General features: G+C 73.3%; 14 protein-coding genes and 1 rRNA gene. 13 read left to right on the top strand and 2 right to left on the bottom strand.

Going from position 1 to position 16,916, the window contains the following annotated elements; translation table 11 throughout:
• Nucleotides 1-89: 89 nt before the first annotated feature.
• The 3 genes from rrf to NP777_RS45790 all read left to right on the top strand — a co-directional run bounded on the left by rrf (nucleotide 90) and on the right by NP777_RS45790 (nucleotide 2,423).
• Nucleotides 90-206 (top strand): 5S ribosomal RNA (gene rrf, locus NP777_RS45780).
• A gap of 250 nt (nucleotides 207-456) precedes the next feature.
• Nucleotides 457-1,533 carry a hypothetical protein gene (locus tag NP777_RS45785; protein ID WP_256656133.1) on the top strand — a complete coding sequence of 359 codons (1,077 nt, stop codon included), beginning with the start codon at nucleotides 457-459 and terminating at the stop codon, nucleotides 1,531-1,533.
• Complete coding sequence (locus NP777_RS45790; protein ID WP_391858711.1) at nucleotides 1,464-2,423, top strand: hypothetical protein; 960 nt, start codon at nucleotides 1,464-1,466, stop codon at nucleotides 2,421-2,423. The genes NP777_RS45785 and NP777_RS45790 overlap by 70 nt, the downstream gene beginning before the upstream one ends.
• Before the next feature lie 90 nt (nucleotides 2,424-2,513).
• Here the strand turns inward: NP777_RS45790 and NP777_RS45795 are convergent, their stop codons facing one another.
• The gene (locus tag NP777_RS45795; RefSeq protein ID WP_256656135.1) at nucleotides 2,514-3,887 is read right to left on the bottom strand and encodes a DUF1015 family protein; all 1,374 of its coding nucleotides are present in this window, start codon (nucleotides 3,885-3,887) and stop codon (nucleotides 2,514-2,516) included.
• 76 nt (nucleotides 3,888-3,963) lie between these two features.
• Between NP777_RS45795 and NP777_RS45800 the strand changes: the two genes are divergently transcribed.
• From NP777_RS45800 to NP777_RS45815, 4 genes are all read left to right on the top strand, one after another.
• Nucleotides 3,964-5,001: an HAD hydrolase-like protein gene (locus NP777_RS45800; protein WP_256656136.1), complete on the top strand. Its 1,038-nt coding sequence runs from the start codon at nucleotides 3,964-3,966 to the stop codon at nucleotides 4,999-5,001.
• A gap of 260 nt (nucleotides 5,002-5,261) precedes the next feature.
• Nucleotides 5,262-6,311 (top strand): FecCD family ABC transporter permease, encoded by a 1,050-nt coding sequence (locus NP777_RS45805; RefSeq protein ID WP_256656137.1) that lies wholly within the window; start codon nucleotides 5,262-5,264, stop codon nucleotides 6,309-6,311.
• The gene (locus NP777_RS45810) at nucleotides 6,308-7,372 is read left to right on the top strand and encodes a FecCD family ABC transporter permease (RefSeq protein ID WP_256656138.1); all 1,065 of its coding nucleotides are present in this window, start codon (nucleotides 6,308-6,310) and stop codon (nucleotides 7,370-7,372) included. The genes NP777_RS45805 and NP777_RS45810 overlap by 4 nt, the downstream gene beginning before the upstream one ends.
• 53 nt (nucleotides 7,373-7,425) lie before the next feature.
• Nucleotides 7,426-8,319, top strand: coding sequence for an ABC transporter ATP-binding protein (locus NP777_RS45815; RefSeq protein ID WP_256656139.1), 894 nt, complete (start codon nucleotides 7,426-7,428; stop codon nucleotides 8,317-8,319).
• Between the two features lie 113 nt (nucleotides 8,320-8,432).
• Here NP777_RS45815 and NP777_RS45820 read toward each other — a convergent pair whose 3' ends face one another.
• Nucleotides 8,433-8,780: a sterol-binding protein gene (locus NP777_RS45820; RefSeq protein WP_256656140.1), complete on the bottom strand. Its 348-nt coding sequence runs from the start codon at nucleotides 8,778-8,780 to the stop codon at nucleotides 8,433-8,435.
• A 218-nt stretch (nucleotides 8,781-8,998) separates the two neighbouring features.
• On the opposite strand from NP777_RS45820, the gene NP777_RS45825 reads away from it, so the two are divergent.
• From NP777_RS45825 to NP777_RS45850, 6 genes are all read left to right on the top strand, one after another.
• The gene (locus NP777_RS45825; protein ID WP_256656143.1) at nucleotides 8,999-9,271 is read left to right on the top strand and encodes a hypothetical protein; all 273 of its coding nucleotides are present in this window, start codon (nucleotides 8,999-9,001) and stop codon (nucleotides 9,269-9,271) included.
• 34 nt (nucleotides 9,272-9,305) lie between these two features.
• Nucleotides 9,306-10,196 carry a TlyA family RNA methyltransferase gene (locus tag NP777_RS45830; protein WP_256656144.1) on the top strand — a complete coding sequence of 297 codons (891 nt, stop codon included), beginning with the start codon at nucleotides 9,306-9,308 and terminating at the stop codon, nucleotides 10,194-10,196.
• 83 nt (nucleotides 10,197-10,279) lie between these two features.
• Nucleotides 10,280-11,194: an NAD kinase gene (locus NP777_RS45835; RefSeq protein WP_198274166.1), complete on the top strand. Its 915-nt coding sequence runs from the start codon at nucleotides 10,280-10,282 to the stop codon at nucleotides 11,192-11,194.
• Between the two features lie 944 nt (nucleotides 11,195-12,138).
• The gene (gene recN, locus NP777_RS45840; RefSeq protein WP_256656141.1) at nucleotides 12,139-13,884 is read left to right on the top strand and encodes a DNA repair protein RecN; all 1,746 of its coding nucleotides are present in this window, start codon (nucleotides 12,139-12,141) and stop codon (nucleotides 13,882-13,884) included.
• Nucleotides 13,885-14,165: 281 nt separating this feature from the next.
• Nucleotides 14,166-15,326: a glycosyltransferase family 4 protein gene (locus tag NP777_RS45845; RefSeq protein ID WP_391858710.1), complete on the top strand. Its 1,161-nt coding sequence runs from the start codon at nucleotides 14,166-14,168 to the stop codon at nucleotides 15,324-15,326.
• Nucleotides 15,327-15,441: 115 nt separating this feature from the next.
• Nucleotides 15,442-16,614, top strand: coding sequence for a glycoside hydrolase family 64 protein (locus NP777_RS45850; RefSeq protein ID WP_256656142.1), 1,173 nt, complete (start codon nucleotides 15,442-15,444; stop codon nucleotides 16,612-16,614).
• Nucleotides 16,615-16,916: the final 302 nt, after the last annotated feature.

A 16,916-nucleotide genomic window follows, 5' to 3' on the forward strand; every position in this document is an offset into this window, starting at 1 on the left:
GGTTCCCGGGTTGCGAACAGTCGCACCGGTGAATCAGTTCCACTTTACTTAATTGAAGAGTGTGCTTGTTCGCTAGAACCCGATAGGGTTTCGGTGGTCATTGCGTTAGGGAAACGCCCGGTTACATTCCGAACCCGGAAGCTAAGCCTTTCAGCGCCGATGGTACTGCAGGGGGGACCCTGTGGGAGAGTAGGACGCCGCCGAACAATCTTTGGAGGACCCTTGGTCCCAGCGTGCATGCTGGGACCAAGGGTCCTTTTTGTTTTTGCTGGGCCCGCATCGGTGTGACCGGTGCGGGAGAATGGCTGAAGTACATGAAGACAGGAGTCACGCCGATGTCCACCAACTCTCCCGACGACCGGTCGGGCCGCGAGCCGCGGGGCCGGGATGCCGGCGACCGGCGGGAGTCCCGCGACTCCGGGCCGCGCCGCGATGGCGGTCGTGGTGGTTTCCGGCGTGACGACCGCCGCGATGAGCGGCCGCGCGGGCCGCGTCGTGATGATGACCGTGGTGGGTTCCGCCGTGATGACGACCGTGGCGGATTCCGTCGCGATGACCGGCGGGACGAGCGCCGGGATGATCGCCGGGACGACCGGTCGCGTGGCCCGCGTCGGGACGATGAGCGCGGAGGCCGCCCCGGCGGCTACGGGCGCCGTGACGACCGGGGCGGCCGTCCCGCCGGGCGATACGAGCGCCGGGACGATCGTCGGGATGACCGTCGTGACGATCGTCGTGACGAGCGGCCGCGTGGGCCTCGCCGTGATGACCGCGACGGTGGCTTCCGCCAGGGCGGTTTCCGCCGGGACCGGGACGATCGGCCGGGCTTCCGCCGTGATGACGACCGTGGTGGCTTCCGCCGTGATGACCGGCGCGATGACCGCCGGGACGAGCGTCGTGACGACCGTGGCGGGTTCCGCCGCGATGACCGCGATCGTGACCGTGGTGGCCGGGGCGGCGGCTACGAGCGTCGTGATGAGCGGCCCTCGTACCGTCGTGATGACGACCGTGGTGGTTTCCGGCGTGACGACCGCCGCGATGAGCGGCCGCGCGGGCCGCGTCGTGATGACGACCGCGGCGGGTTCCGTCGCGATGACCGGCGTGATGAGCGGCCTTCGTACCGTCGTGATGACGACCGCGGCGGGTTCCGCCGGGACGACCGTCGGGACGAGCGCCCCTCGTACCGTCGTGATGACGACCGCGGCGGGTTCCGCCGCGATGAGCGCCGGGATGACCGCCGTGACGATCGCCGGGATGAGCGGCCGCGCGGGCCGCGTCGCGATGACCGCGACGGTGGCTTCCGGGGTGGTCGGGACGACCGTGGGCCGCGTCGTCCGTATGGTCAGGGTGGTCGGGGCCGCGACGACCGGCGTTCCGGCGGCGGCGGCGGGTTCGGTCGCCGTGACGACCGCACGGGTGGCTACGGGCGCCGCGACGAGCGCGGCAGGGACCGCGACCGCGAGCCGATCAAGCGGCTGCCGATCCCCGAGGACGTCACCGGCGAGGAGATCGACAAGGGCGTGCGGCAGGAGCTGATGAGCCTGCCGAAGACCCTCGCCGAGGACGTCGCGAAGAACCTCGTCATGGTGGCCAAGCTGCTGGACGACGAGCCCGAGCGGGCGTACGGGTACTCGCGCGTCGCCCTGCGGCTCGCCTCCCGGGTGGCCGCGGTGCGCGAGGCCGCGGGCTTCGCCTCGTACGCCGTCGGGAAGTACGCCGAGGCGCTCGCCGAGTTCCGCGCCGCGCGCCGGATGACCGGCAACTCCGAGCTGTGGCCGGTGATGGCCGACTGCGAGCGCGGCATGGGCCGTCCCGAGCGGGCGCTGGCCATGGCCGGTGAGCCGGAGGTGCAGAAGCTGGACCGGGCCGGTCAGGTCGAGATGCGGATGGTGGCCGCCGGTGCCCGGCGCGACATGGGTCAGGCCGACGCCGCCGTGGTCACGCTGCAGAGCCCGGAGCTGGCCTCGAACTCCATCCAGCCCTGGACCGCCCGGCTGCGCTACGCGTACGCCGACGCGCTGCTGGCGGTCGGCCGCGAGGACGAGGCCCGCGAGTGGTTCGCCAAGGCGCTCGAGGCGGACCAGAGCGGGAGCACGGACGCGTCGGACCGGCTCGCCGAGCTGGACGGGGTCGAGTTCGTGGACGCCCTCGACCCCGAGCAGGCGGCGGACGACGACGTCTCCCAGCCCGTCGCGGAGACCAAGGCCGAGGAGTCCAAGGTCGAGGAGTCCAAGGTCGAGGAGTCCAAGGTCGAGGAGTCGGACGCCGAGGAGTCGGACGTCGAGGAGCCGGAGACTGACGATCTTCCCTCCGACGAGGACATGGTCGAGCCCGAGGCCGACGACGCCGAGGACGTCGAGCCGGTGGCCGAGGCCACGTCCGAGGGCCAGGCAGTCAAGCCCGACGCGGACGGCGACGACCGCTGATGCCATGACACGCATGACATGAGGGGGCGGGATCCCGGACCGGGATCCCGCCCCTTCGCATGTCCGCTCGCATGTCCGCGCCCGAGCGACTCAGCCCAGCGTCAGGCTCCGCAGCACCAGCCCCGTCGCCGGCTTCGGCCCGAAGGACGTCGACTTGTGCGGCATCGCGATGCCCTGCCGCGCCAGCTCGTGCACGACGTCCTCGCGCACCGGATGCATCAGCACCGCCGTACCGCCCAGCCGCTCCGCCTGCTCGACGGCCGCCGCCGGGTCGTGGAGGTAGCCGATGTGCTCGGGGGTGTCCGGGACGTTCCACAAATGGTCAAGCAGGGTGTGGTGGAGCACCGTCGCGTCCAGCGTCCGCCATGCCTCCGGGCGTTCGTCCGGGACCGTACGGGCCAGCAGCTCCGGATCCGGCCGGTCCAGGAGGTGGAAGTGGCCGTCCCCGGCCAGCAGGAAGGCGTTCGGAGCGCCGGGCTCGGCGCTCGCCGCCTCGGCGGCCTCGGCGAGGGTTTCCAGAGCGCGCGGCAGCGGACCGTCGATCGTCCGCACCCGGAAGGCGCGCCGTACCGCCGGAAGCGCCTCCTCCGGGGACAGCCGGCGGAGCACCCGGTGGATGGCCCGGACCCGGAGCGGATAGCGGGCGGTGTCGACGAGCAGGACGAGCCCGAAGTCCCAGGGGCCGGGCTCCCGTCGCTCCTCGCGCAGCCGCAGATAGGTGGCCCAGCGGTGGTGGCCGTCGGCGATGAGGGCCTGGTGATGGCGGAGGTCGGTGGAGACCGCCACGAGGTCGGCGGGGTTCGTCACCCGCCACAGATGGTGGTCGACGCCGTCCTCGGTGGTCGTGGAGAGCAACGGCTCGCGCAGGATGGTGCGTTCGATGACCTGCGCCGCCCCGCCGGTGCCCGGCCCGGCGGCTCCGGTCCCCGAGGCCCCGTTCCCCGAGGGCTCGTTTCCCGAAGTCCCGTTCCCGTTCCCGTTCCCGTTGCCGCGGTAGGCGAGCAGCAGCGGCTCCAGATGGGCGGCGGTGGCGCGCATCAGATCGGCTCGGTCCTCGACGACATGCGGCATGACCTCCTCGTGGGGGAGGACGATGCCCTCCTCGCGGGGGCTCAGCCGCAGGGCGCCGATCAGCCCGCGCTGGAGGGTCGGGCCGTCGCGCTGCTCGTAGACGTAGAGCGCGGGTTCGGGGTCCGGGGCGAGCACTCCGTCCGCCTGCCAGCGGCGCAGCGTCTCGGCTGCCTGGCGGTGGCGGGCCTCCGGGGTCCCGGCCTGCGGCAGGATCAGCCGGACGATGTTGTACGGGTCCGCCGTCTCGAGTTCGCGCAGGCCCTCGGGCCTGACCACCACGTCGTAGGGCGGTGAGGTGACGGCGGCGAGACTGCCGACCCGCTCCGCGACATAGCGCAGCCCCCTGAAGGGGGTGAGCTGCAGACCTTGTCCGCCAGGCCCTGGAATGCTCATCAGTGAATGTTATGCCCCGCGCGGCGATACGCGATGATCGGGGGAGAAGCGCACAGATCTGCGAGGAGTGGCCCTCATGAACCAGCCCGTCCGTACCCGGCCCGAGTCGAGCCGGCAGTCGCTGAACGAGGCGTACGACACGGCCCTGCTGGACCTCGACGGGGTGGTGTACGCGGGCGGCGAGGCCATCGACCATGCCGTGGAGTCGCTGGTCACCGCGCGGGACGGCGGGATGCGGCTGGCGTATGTGACCAACAACGCGCTGCGGACGCCGGAGGCGGTGGCCGAGCATCTGACCCGGCTCGGGATGCCCGCCACCCCCGACGATGTGATCACCTCCGCGCAGGCGGTCGCCCGGCTGATCTCCGAGCAGCTCCCGAAGGGGGCGCGGGTGCTGGTGATCGGCGGGGAGGGGCTGCGGGTGGCGCTGCGCGAGCGCGGGCTGACGCCGGTGGACTCGGCCGACGACGACCCGGCGGCGGTGGCGCAGGGGTACGGCGGGCCGGACATGCCCTGGGCGCGGCTGATGGAGGCGGGGTACGCGGTGGCGCGCGGGGTGCCCTGGTTCGCCTCCAACCTGGATCTGACGATTCCCAGCGGACGGGGCATCGCGCCGGGCAACGGCGCGGCGGTGGAGGTCGTGCGCATCGTGGCGGGCACGTCCCCGCAGGCCGCGGGGAAGCCGCTGCCGCCGATGCACCGGGAGACCATCCTGCGGACCGGCGCCCGGCGGCCGCTGGTGGTCGGGGACCGGCTGGACACCGATATCGAGGGCGCGTACGCGGGCGGGGTGGACTCGCTGCTGGTGCTGACCGGGGTGACCACCCCCGCACAGCTGCTGGCCGCCGAGCCCGGGCACCGGCCGACGTATGTGGACCGCGACTTGCGGGGGCTGCTCACCCCGCAGCCGGAGGTGGCGCGGGACGGGGCGTCGGGCGGCTTCCGGTGCGGGGGCTGGGCCGCGCGGGTCGAGGACGGCGCGCTGGTGCTGGACGGCGGGGGCGAGGAGCCGCTGGACGGGCTGCGGGCGCTGTGCGCGGCGGCGTGGGCCGAGGCGGGGGACGGTGTGAGCGGCGCGGACGCGGGGAAGGCTCTGGCGCGGCTGGGGTTGTGAGCCGACGGGGCTGGGCTCTCGAACCGACGCGGCCGACGTTCTGGGCCAAGGTTCTGGGCCAACGTTCAGAGCCGGCGTCTCAGAGCCAACGTTCAGAGCCAACGTTCAGAGCCGACGTTCAGAGCCGACGTTCAGAGCCGACGGGGGCCGTGCGGCCGAACTCGCGCTCCGGGGAACCCGCATGGATGCGGCCGGTGGGACTTAGGGTAACCTAACTCAACCTGAGTCCTGATCGGCCGTGCTGTGAGGTGGAGTTCCGCGTGACCCTGGTCAGTCCGGCGAAAGCCGGGACCGAGACAGCGAGCGCGCCGCCCCGGCGGCGCACCGCGCGCCGTGCGACCGGATTGGTCGTCTCCCTGGGCGTGCTGCTGGCGATCGCCGCGGCGTCCATCGCGATCGGCGCCAAACCGATTCCGCTGGACCAGGTGTGGCACGGGCTGTTCCAGTACACCGGCAGCGATACGGATGTGGTGATCCGGGACGTACGGCTGCCGCGCACCATCCTCGGGCTGCTCGTCGGCGTCGGTCTCGGCCTCGCGGGCGCGGTCATCCAGGCCCTCACCCGCAATCCGCTCGCCGACCCCGGGCTGCTGGGGCTGAACGCGGGCGCGTCCGCCGCCGTCGTCTCGGCCATCAGCTTCCTCGGCGTCACCTCCCTGACCGGCTATGTGTGGTTCGCGTTCCTCGGCACCGCCGTCGTGTCCGTGCTGGTGTACGCGCTCGGCGGCAGCCGGAGCGCCACCCCGGTGCGGCTCGCGCTCGCCGGGATGGCGGTGTACGCGGCGCTCTACGGATACGTCAACGCCGTGGAGCTGCTGGACACCGCGGCGCTGGACAAGATGCGCTTCTGGACGGTGGGTTCGCTCGCTTCCGCCAATATGACGGTGGTCCGGCAGGTGGCCCCGTTCCTCCTGGTCGGCGTCGTACTGGCGGTTCTGCTGGGCCGTTCGCTGAACGCCGTGGCGCTCGGCGACGACACCGCCCGCGCGCTCGGCAGCAACCTCAACCGCACCCGGGCGCTCTCGATGCTCGCGGTCACCCTGCTGTGCGGGGCGGCGACCGCCGCCTGCGGGCCGATCGCGTTCGTCGGGCTGATCGTGCCGCATCTGGTCCGCGCGCTCACCGGCCCCGATATGCGCTGGATCCTGCCGTACGCCGCGGTGCTCTCGCCCGTTCTGCTGCTGGGCGCCGATGTGGTCGGGCGGTTGGTCACCCGGCCCGCGGAGCTCCAGGTCGGCGTCGTCACCACCTTCGTCGGCGGGCCCCTCTTCATCTACCTCGTACGTCGCCGAAGGATGGCCCAACTGTGAACGCGAGCAAGCGCACCGCCAAGTCCGGGACGCGCGGGGTCACGCTGCGCACCGCCGGTCTCTCGCTGCGCCTGGACGTCCGCGGCGCGGTCGTGGGGCTGCTGCTGATCGCCGTGGCGCTGGTGATGAGCGTCGTGCTGATCGGCACCGGCGACTTCCCCATCGCACCCGCCGACGTGATGCGGACGCTGCTCGGCGACGGCACCGTGGCGCAGGACTTCATCGTCAACGAACTGCGGCTGCCACGGGTGCTGGTGGGGCTGCTGGTCGGCGCGGCCCTGGGCATGGGCGGGGCGATCTTCCAGTCCATCTCCCGCAATCCGCTGGGCAGTCCGGACGTGATCGGCCTCGGCCAGGGGGCGGCGGCCGGAGCGCTCACGGCCATCGTACTGGTCAAGGGCGATCCGAACGTGGTCGCCACCGGGGCCGTCCTGGGCGGGGTGCTGACCGGACTGGCCGTCTACGCGCTGGCCTGGCGGCAGGGCGTCCACGGCTATCGGCTGGTCCTCGTGGGCATCGGCACCTCCGCGACGTTCACCTCCGTCAACGGCTATCTGCTCACCCAGGCCCACCAGGAGGACGCGGCCCGTGCGGTGATGTGGCTGACCGGCTCGCTGAACGGCCGTGACTGGGACCAGGTCTGGCCGCTGCTGGCCGTCTGCGCGGTGCTCATGCCCGTGGCCCTCGGGCAGTCGCGGAACCTGCGGATGCTGGAGATGGGCGACGACAGCGCCTATGCCCTCGGGGTGCGGGTGGAGCGGACGCGGATGGTGCTGATGGGCGCGGCCGTGTTGCTGGTGGCGTCCGCCACGGCCGCCGCCGGGCCCGTCGCCTTCGTGGCGCTCGTCGCCCCGCAGCTGGCCCGCAGGCTCACCCGCTCGCCGGGTCCGAACCTGCTCCCCGCGGCCTGGATGGGCGCCGCGCTGCTGGTCACCGCCGACTGGGCCGCCCAGCGCGCCTTCGGGGCCGATCAGCTGCCGGTGGGGGTGCTCACCGGGATGCTGGGCGGCGCCTATCTGCTGTGGCTGCTGGTGACCGAGCGCAGGGCGGGGCGGATATGACGACTGTGGACACGACCCGGACGACTGTGGACACGACCCGGACGGAAGACGACATGGACAAGGACACCCGGCAGACCGTGGCTTCCAGCACGAGTGGCACCCAGGACCAGCGGCAGCGGCTCATGGCGGAGGGGCTGACCCTCGCCTACGACCGGCGCACGGTCGCCGAGGAACTGTCCGTGACCATCCCCGACCACTCCTTCACGGTCATCGTCGGGCCGAACGCCTGCGGGAAGTCGACCCTGCTGCGCGCCCTGTCCCGGATGCTCAAGCCGACGGCCGGATCGGTCCTGCTGGACGGGCAGTCGATCGGCTCGCTGCCCGCCAAGAAGGTCGCCCGCACCCTCGGGCTGCTGCCCCAGTCCTCGATCGCCCCGGACGGGATCACCGTCGCCGACCTGGTCGCCCGCGGCCGCTATCCGCACCAGGGGCTGCTGCGGCAGTGGTCGGAGACGGACGAGCGGATCGTCGACGAATCGATGGCGGCGACCGGGGTGGCGGAGCTGGCGGATCGCTATGTCGACGAATTGTCCGGCGGCCAGCGCCAGCGGGTGTGGATCGCGATGGCCATCGCCCAGCAGACGCCGCTGCTGCTCCTCGACGAGCCCACGACCTATCTGGACATCCAGCACCAGATCGATGTGCTGGACCTGTGCGCCCAGCTCCACGAGGAGCAGGGCCGCACCCTCGTCGCGGTGCTCCACGACCTGAACCACGCCGCCCGCTACGCCACCCATCTGATCGCGATGCGGGGCGGGGAGGTCGTCGCGGAGGGGGCGCCGGGGGACGTGGTCACGGCGGAGCTGGTGGAGCGGGTCTTCGGGCTGCGCTGCCAGGTGATCGACGACCCGGAGACGGGCACGCCGCTGGTCATCCCGGCCGCCCGCCGGTCCCGTACGGCACGGGTGGCGGCGCCGCTGGCGACCGCCGCGGTGAGCGAGTCCTGAAGGGTGGCCCGGGGTGGGGGGCTCGGCCGGAGCGGGGTCCGGGGTGGGGCGTCGGGCCGGAGCGGGGTCCGGGGGTGGGGCGCTCGATCTGGCCCCCGGGGCGGGGCGCCTGCCTAGATCAGCTTCCGCAGCCGCAGCAGGTCGCGCAGCCCGGCCTCGAGCTTGATCCGTCCGCTGCCCCACGCCCGCGCGAAGTGCAGCTCGCCGTTGACCAGGGCCACCAGGTCGTCGCCGGTCATCGCCAGCCGGATCTGCGCACGCTCGGCCGGGGGGCCCGACTCGGTCGTCACATCCTCGATCCGGCTGTCCACGAGACGGCCGACGAACGTGGTGTCCAGGTCGGTGATCCAGCAGCTCACCGAGCGATCGAGCGCGGCAGCGCTGCGAAGGTCCCCGTTCGCGGTCGCGAGGTTCTCCGCCAGTTTGTCGAGTGCGCTGCGGCACTCTTCCAAGGTCGCCATCGCGGACGACGTTACCCCAGGTCTCGTACGTCGGAGAACGAGGGATTCGCGGTAGCGTCGGGGCCATGAGCGAGCCGATGCCGGCCGGGTGGCCCGGCCCACAGCCCGGCCCACAGCCTGGCCCACAGCCCGGTCCGGCGGCCGGGGAGGCCCGGCAGGCCGCGCCGGAGCCGGTGCCCGAAGGGCGCGAGGGGGCCGCGGACGTCGCGCCGGAGTCGGTGCCGGAGGCCGTGCCGGAGCCGGGGCCCGAGGCCGTGCCGGAGCCGCCCGGCCCCGCCGATCCGGCCCCGCTCGGCGTGGACCGTACGCCCACCGGCGTCGCCGAGGTGGACGCCCGGCTGGCCCGGCTGGCCGACGCCGACCACCTCGGGACGAGCGGACATCTGGAGGTGTACGAAGATGTCCACCAGGGCCTGCGCGACACGCTGACTGCACTCGACCGGCGGCCCGGACCAACGCCGCCCGGTCCGCGGCCCCCGTCCGCTACGTAAACGACCTCATTCAGGAGCTGAACCACCCGTGGCAGTGACCCGTCCACGACGCGCACGACTCGACGCGGAGTTGGTGCGCCGCAAGCTGGCGCGTTCGCGTGAGCATGCCAGCCAGCTGATCGCCGCGGGCCGGGTCACCGTCGGCGGGGCGGTGGCGACCAAACCGGCCACCCAGGTGGAGACCAGCGCGGCCGTCGTCGTGATCGAGGACGACAGCGATCCGGACTATGTCTCGCGGGGCGGCCACAAGCTGGCGGGCGCGCTGTACGCCTTCAGCGAGGAGTACCGGAAGGGCGCGGGCGCGGGCGTCGGCGCCGGCCAGGGCCCCGGGGTCCGCCCGGCCACGGGGATCGGAGCGGGGCTGAAGGTCGCCGGGCGGCGGGCGCTGGACGCGGGCGCGTCCACCGGAGGCTTCACCGACGTCCTGCTGCGCGCGGGCGCCGCGCGGGTGCTCGCCGTCGACGTCGGCTACGGGCAGCTCGCCTGGTCGCTGCAGAGCGATGAACGCGTCAGCGTTTACGACCGTACAAACGTACGCGAGCTGACACTTGAGCGGATTGGGGGGAAACCGGTGGACCTGGTGGTCGGTGATCTCTCCTTCATTCCGCTCGGGCTCGTCCTGCCCGCCCTCGTGCGGTGCGCGGCGCCCGACGCCGATCTGGTGCTGATGGTCAAACCACAGTTCGAGGTCGGCAAGGAGCGGCTGGGCAGCGGGGGAGTGGTCCGCAGCGCCGAACTGCGCGCCGAGGCGGTGCGCACGGTGGCCGGGCGGGCGGCGGAACTGGGACTGGGTGTGCTGGGCGTAACGGCCAGCCCGCTCCCGGGGCCGTCGGGTAACGTCGAGTACTTTTTGTGGATGCGCGCCGGGGCGCCGGCACTGGACCCGGCGGATGTTGACCGTGCAGTGGCGGAGGGGCCCAGTTGACCACTTCAGAAGCAGCGCAGCAGAAGGAAGCAGTGCCCGAGCCCGGAGCCGGGGACGCGGTGGCGGCACCGGCGGTCGAGCCGATGACGCCGGCGGCCGAGGCGACGGCGGACCGTACTGTCTTCCTCCTCGCGCACACCGGCCGCCCGGCGGCCATCCGCAGCGCCGAACTGGTCGTCCAGGGGCTGCTGCGCAGCGGAATCGGGGTACGGGTGCTCGCCGCCGAGGCGGCGGACCTGCCGCTGCCCCCCGCTGTCGAGCGCGTCGACGCGGACCGTGACGTGCTGAACGGCTGTGAGCTGCTGGTCGTCCTCGGCGGGGACGGGACCCTGCTGCGCGGCGCGGAGTTCGCCCGGGTCTCGGGCGTGCCGATGCTCGGCGTGAATCTCGGCCGGGTGGGCTTCCTGGCCGAGGCCGAGCGGGACGACCTCGACAAGGTCGTGGACCGGGTGGTGACCCGGCAGTACGAGGTCGAGGAGCGGATGACGATCGATGTGCTGGTCCGCAACGACGGGCACATCGTGCACACGGACTGGGCGCTGAACGAGGCGTCGGTCGAGAAGGCCGCGCGGGAGCGGCTGCTCGAGGTGGTCACGGAGGTCGACAACCGCCCGGTCTCGCGGTTCGGCGGCGACGGCGTGGTCTGCGCGACCCCGACCGGCTCGACGGCGTACGCCTTCTCGGCGGGCGGGCCGGTGGTGTGGCCCGAGGTGGAGGCGCTGCTGATGGTGCCGATCAGTGCCCACGCGCTGTTCGCCAAGCCGCTGGTGACCTCGCCGAAGTCGGTGCTCGCGGTCGAGGTGCAGCCGCAGACCCCGCACGGCGTGTTGTGGTGCGACGGCCGCCGCACGGTGGAGCTGCCGGCGGGCGCGCGGGTCGAGGTGCGCCGGGGCGCGGTTCCGGTTCGGCTGGCCCGGCTTCACCATGCGTCGTTCACGGACCGCTTGGTCGCCAAGTTCGCCTTGCCGGTGGCGGGTTGGCGGGGTGCGCCGCACTAGGCGGTGTCCGGTGGCTTGTGGCTTGTGGCTTGTGGCTTGTGGCTTGTGGCGCCTGCGGCGGGCTGCTCCCCTCCCCGCCCCTTCCCGAAACCGGGGCTCCGCCCCGGCCCCCGCTCCTCAAACGACGGAGGGGCTGCAAGACGAGGCTCCGCCCCAGGGCCCCCGGCCCCCGGGCTCCAGGGCCCCCGGGTCCCAGGGCCCCCGGGTCCCAGGGCCCCCGGGTCCCAGGGCCCCCGGGTCCCAGGGCGAGGCCCCTGCCACCCAGCCCCGCCGCATGCTCCGCCGGACACCCCGTAGCACCGCTTGAGGGCGGAGGCGGGGGCCCGTAGCCCCGGCCTTTTCGGCGTTTGTGGAGCGGGGTCGGGGGTGGCCCGCACTCCGAGTCTTTCCGGCGCTTGAGGAGCGGGGTCGGGGGCGGAGCCCCGCGCCCCCGGCACTTCCGGCGTTTGTGGGGTGGGGTTGGGGGCGGAGTCCCGCACTTCCGGCCCGTCTGGCGTTTGTGGGGCTGGGTCCGGGGGCGGAGTCCCGCACTTCCAGCTCCTCCGGCGTTTGTGGGGCTGGGTCCGGGGGCGGAGTCCCGCACTTCCAGCTCCTCCGGCGTTTGTGGGGCTGGGTCCGGGGGCGGAGTCCCGTACCTCCTGCTCCTCCGGCGTTTGTGGGGCGGGGTTGGGGGCGGAGTCCCGCACTTCCAGCCCCTCCGGCGTTTGAGGAGCGAGGGCGGGGACGGAGCCCCGCACTTCCAGCCCCTCCGGCGCTTGAGGAGCGGGGTCCGGGGGCGGAGCCCCGGTGGGGGTGTGAGGGGGCGGAGCCCCTTCGTTTCGGGAAGGGGCGGGGTGGGGGCTCCTCCGCCGGAGGCGTCCGCACCCCACCCCGCCCCCGGGCAGATGTGCGGGTGGACCCCATAAGTGGCGCCCCTTCGTCGCATCCCACCGACCAAACCTCGTATGGTCTTGCACGTGCTGGAGGAGATGCGGATACGTGCGCTGGGCGTCATCGACGACGCGGTCGTCGAGCTGTCGCCCGGCTTCACCGCGGTGACCGGTGAGACCGGCGCGGGCAAGACCATGGTCGTCACCAGCCTCGGGCTGCTGCTGGGCGGTCGCGCCGACGCCGCCCTGGTGCGGATCGGGGCCAAGGCGGCGGTCGTCGAAGGGCGCCTTACGGTCGACGCCCGCTCGGCGGCGGCCGTAAGAGCGGAGGAAGCGGGGGCCGAGCTCGAAGACGGGGTGCTGCTGATCAGCCGTACGCTCTCCGCGGAAGGGCGGTCGCGCGCCCATGTGGGCGGCCGCTCGGTCCCCGTGGGCCTGCTCGGCGAGCTGGCCGACGATCTCGTGGCCGTGCACGGCCAGACCGATCAGCAGGGCCTGCTGCGGCCAGCCCGGCAGCGGCAGGCGCTGGACCGGTACGCGGGCGCCGCGGTGGCCGGGCCCCTGGAGAAGTACGCGGGGGCCTATCGCCGGCTGCGCGCCGTCGCGACCGAGCTGGAGGAGCTCACCACACGGGCCCGCGAGCGGGCGCAGGAGGCGGATCTGCTGCGCTTCGGCCTCGAGGAGGTCGCGGACGCCGAGCCCCGCCCCGGGGAGGACGAGGAACTGGCGGCCGAGGCCGAACGGCTGGGCCATGCCGAGGCCCTGGCGTCCGCCGCCGCCGTCGCGCACGCCGCCCTCGCCGGGAACCCGGAGGACCCGGAGGGCGTGGACGCGGCCACCCTGGTCGCGGGCGCCCATCGCGCCGTGGAGGCCGTACGCTCCCACGACCAGGCCCTCGCCGGGCTCGCCGACCGGATCGGCGAGGTCGGCATCCTGCTGTCCGACGTGGCCGGGGATCTCGCGGGGTACGCCGACAACCTGGACGCCGACCCGATCCGTCTGTCGGCCGTCGAGGAGCGCCGCGCCGCGCTGACCCAGCTGACCCGCAAGTACGGCGAGACCATCGCGGACGTGCTGGTGTGGGCCGAGCAGGGCGCCGCGCGGCTGGCCGAACTCGACGGCGACGACGACCGCATCGGCGAGCTGACCGCCGAGCACGACGCGCTCCGCGCCGAGCTGGGCGAGCTGGCCCAGTCGCTCACCGACGCCCGTACGGAGGCGGCGGGGCGGTTCGCGGAGGCGGTCACCGCCGAGCTGGCCTCCCTGGCGATGCCGCACGCCCGGGTCACGTTCGCGATCCGCCAGACCGAGACGGAGGGGGACGGCATCGAGGTGGGCGGCCGACCGGTGGCCTTCGGGCCGCACGGCGCCGACGAGGTCGAGCTGCTGCTCGCGCCCCATCCGGGTGCCCCGCCCCGGCCGATCGCCAAGGGCGCCTCCGGGGGTGAGCTGTCCCGGGTGATGCTCGCGGTCGAGGTCGTCTTCGCGGGCTCCGACCCCGTACCGACATATCTCTTCGACGAGGTGGACGCGGGCGTCGGCGGTAAGGCGGCGGTCGAGGTGGGCCGCCGGCTGGCCAAGCTCGCCCGCTCCGCGCAGGTCGTGGTGGTCACCCATCTGCCGCAGGTCGCGGCCTTCGCCGACCGGCATCTGGTGGTCGAGAAGACCAACGACGGGTCGGTGACCCGGAGCGGTGTGAAGATCATGGAGGGCGAGGACCGCGTACGGGAGCTGTCGCGGATGCTCGCGGGCCAGGAGGACTCCGAACTCGCGCGGGCGCATGCGGAAGAGCTCCTGGAGGCGGCCCGCGCGGGACGCTGACCCGTCACGCGACGCCTTCCCCGGTCCCTTCCCCGGTCCCTTCCCCGGTCCCTTACGGGAGGCTTCCCCCGATTGCGGGGGAGGCTGCCCCCGGACCTTCACGCGACGCTCCCTCGATCCTTCACCCGAACGGGTGGTACCGCGGACACGGGGGCGAGTTCGGGGCAGGCGTCACCTGGGAGCGTTGCGACGAGGGTTCGGCGAGTGCTGGCATTCTTGGGCGGAGCGCGTCCGTACCGTCCCCCCGAACGCCCCGACACCGTCTCAGGAGCTCCGCCCGCGTGAGCAGTACCGTGAGCAACACCCCGGTCCCGCCGCACGGGCAGTCGTCGCTGCACGCGGTCCAGGTGCTGGGCGCCGGGAGTTCGGGCAGCGGCGTGCATGTGCGGTCGCTGTCGGCCGGGCTGGTGGCGCGCGGGTTGCGGGTGACCGTGTGCGGGCCCTGGAGCGCCGAGCGGGGCTACGGCTTCACCCAGGCCGGAGCCCGGTTCACCGGACTCGACGCCCTGACGGACGCCGGAACCATGGCGTCGCTGCGCAGGGCCACCCAGGGCGCGGCCCTGGTGCACGCCCACGGGCTGCGCTCGGGGCTGCTGGCGGCCGTGGCGCTGCGTGGCCGGAACGTACCCCTGATCGTCACCTGGCACACCCGCGTGGACGCCGAGGGCGCGCGGGCCCGACTGGTCCGGCTGATGGAGCGTCGGGTGGCGCGGGCCGCCGCGATCGTGCTCGGGGCCTCCTCGGATCTGGTCGCCCGGGCCCGCGCCCGCGGTGCGCGCGACGCCCGGCTGGCCCCGGTCGCGGTGCCCGCCCCGCGTCGGCCGGACGAGACCGCCGACGGCCGACGCCAGAAGGCGCGGGCCGAACTGGGCGTGGTGGAGCGCCCGTTGCTGGTCACGGCCGGGCGGCTGGAGGCGATGGCCGGACACGGCCCGCTGCTGGACGCGGCGCGGCGCTGGCGGGTGCTGGATCCGCGGCCGCTGCTGGTGGTGGCGGGGGAGGGGCCGGACCGTGCGGTGCTCCAGCGCCGGATCGACACCGAGGGGCTGCCGGTGCGGCTGCTCGGCCGCCGCGAGGATGTGCCGCGGCTGCTCTCCGCGGCCGATGTCGCGGTGCTCTCCAGCCGCTGGGAGGCCCGGTCGCTGCTGGCCCAGGAGGCGCTGCACGCGGGGGTGCCTCTGGTGGCGACGGCGGTCGGCGGGGTGCCGGAGCTGGTGGGGGAGGCGGCCGAACTCGTCCCGTACGGCGACCCCGAGGCCCTGGCCGACGCCGTGACCGGGCTGCTCGCCGATCCGGTGCGCCGGGTGGAGCTCGCCGCGGCGGGGCGGGCGCGGACGGTGGGCTGGCCGACGGAGGACGACACCGTCGCCCATGTCCTCAGCGTCTACGATGAGTTGGTGCAGACCTTTCTGCGTGAAGGGGTTGACGGGCCCGGTCGTTGATCGGCAGGGTGCTGGGCAGAGGAACGAGAGAGCGCTCTCAGTTTCGCGCCTCCCGTCACCCCCCACACACGCCATTTTCCCGGCAACCCCCACTACGCCGAGGAGCACCATCATCATGATCAGTCGCAGGAAGCTGCTGGGCGGAATCGCCGCCTCCGCCGCCGCCGCGGGAACCGGCCTCGCGTTCGCCGGCGGCCGCGCCAGCGGAGCACCGGGCGCGAAGGCCGCCGCATCCCTGCCCCTGACCGTCGTGAACAAGACGGGGCAGTACGACAACGGGTCGGTCTGGCTCTACATCGTCGGCAACGAGGGCGACCGGCAGGTCCACGTCACCCCGGACGGCAACGTCGCCCCCGTCGCGCTCTCCGACAACGGCTCGGACGGCTTCACCGACTACGCGATCCCGCTGGCCGGAAGCGGCGACACCAAGCTGAACCTGCCGCAGATGTCCGGCCGGATCTATGTGGCCCTCGGCTCCAAGCTCAAGCTCAAGGTGGTCGAGGACGGGGCGGGCAAGGCCGCGCTGCAGTACCCGGCGGGCTGGGTGTCCGGAGACCCGAACTACGACATCATGCACGACTGCGCGGAGTTCACGTACAACGACTCGGGCATGTTCTGCAACACCACCATGGTGGACATGTTCAGCGTCCCGCTGTCGATCCACCTCACCGGCGCCCAGGACCAGACGACCGGCACCCTCAAGGACGGCGCCCGCGCCAAGATCTTCTCCGACCTCGCCGGTGTCGACGCCTACAAGAAGCTGATCGTCGGCGACAATCTGCGGGTGATCGCTCCCGGTCACGGCATGGGCGCGGGGGTGTTCGCGGAGGACTACTTCGCGTCGTACATCGACCAGGTCTGGGACGCCTACGGATCGAAGGACCTCAAGGTCACCACCAACGCTGGCACCTTCACCGGCCGGGTGAGCGGCGGGAAGTTCTCCTTCACCGGTCCGGCCTCGGTCTCCTTCGACAAGCCGTCCACCAAGGACGTGCTGTTCTGCGACGGCGCCCTGGCCGCGCCCAACGACGGGACCACGGGCCCGGTCGCGGCGATCCTCGGCGCGGGCTTCAACCGCACCACGCTGCACAACGCCGACGCCCAGCCGACCACCGACCCGGCCGCCTTCTACGGCGAGGACGTCACCAACCACTACGCCAAGGCCATGCACGCGGCGACCGAGGACGGCAAGGCGTACGGCTTCGCCTTCGACGACGTGGCCGAGTTCGCGTCCTACATCCAGGACACCGCGCCGAAGGGGATCACGCTCACGCTGACCCCGTTCTAAGGGCTCCTTGCACTATGAGCGCCCGATAAGGCCGCGTGGTCTGGTGCCGTACATCGCAAGGCGCCGGAGCGCCCTCGTGGCGGAGCCACATGGGCGTTTCGGCAACGCGGCGAGGTGCGGTGCCAGGCCGCGCGACCCGGGCGGGCATAGTGCAAGGACCCCTAAGCCGCGGCCGGCGAGGCTCGGTACAGGGCGGCCGGGCGGGGAGGCGTTCGCGGCGCACGGCGAGGGCGGCGCCGCGGACGGCGAGGGAGCCACTCCCCGCCCGGCGACACGGGGGTACGCCGGGCGGGGGCCCAGGC

This window comes from Streptomyces rugosispiralis, assembly GCF_024505145.1.
Classification (GTDB): domain Bacteria; phylum Actinomycetota; class Actinomycetes; order Streptomycetales; family Streptomycetaceae; genus Streptomyces; species Streptomyces rugosispiralis.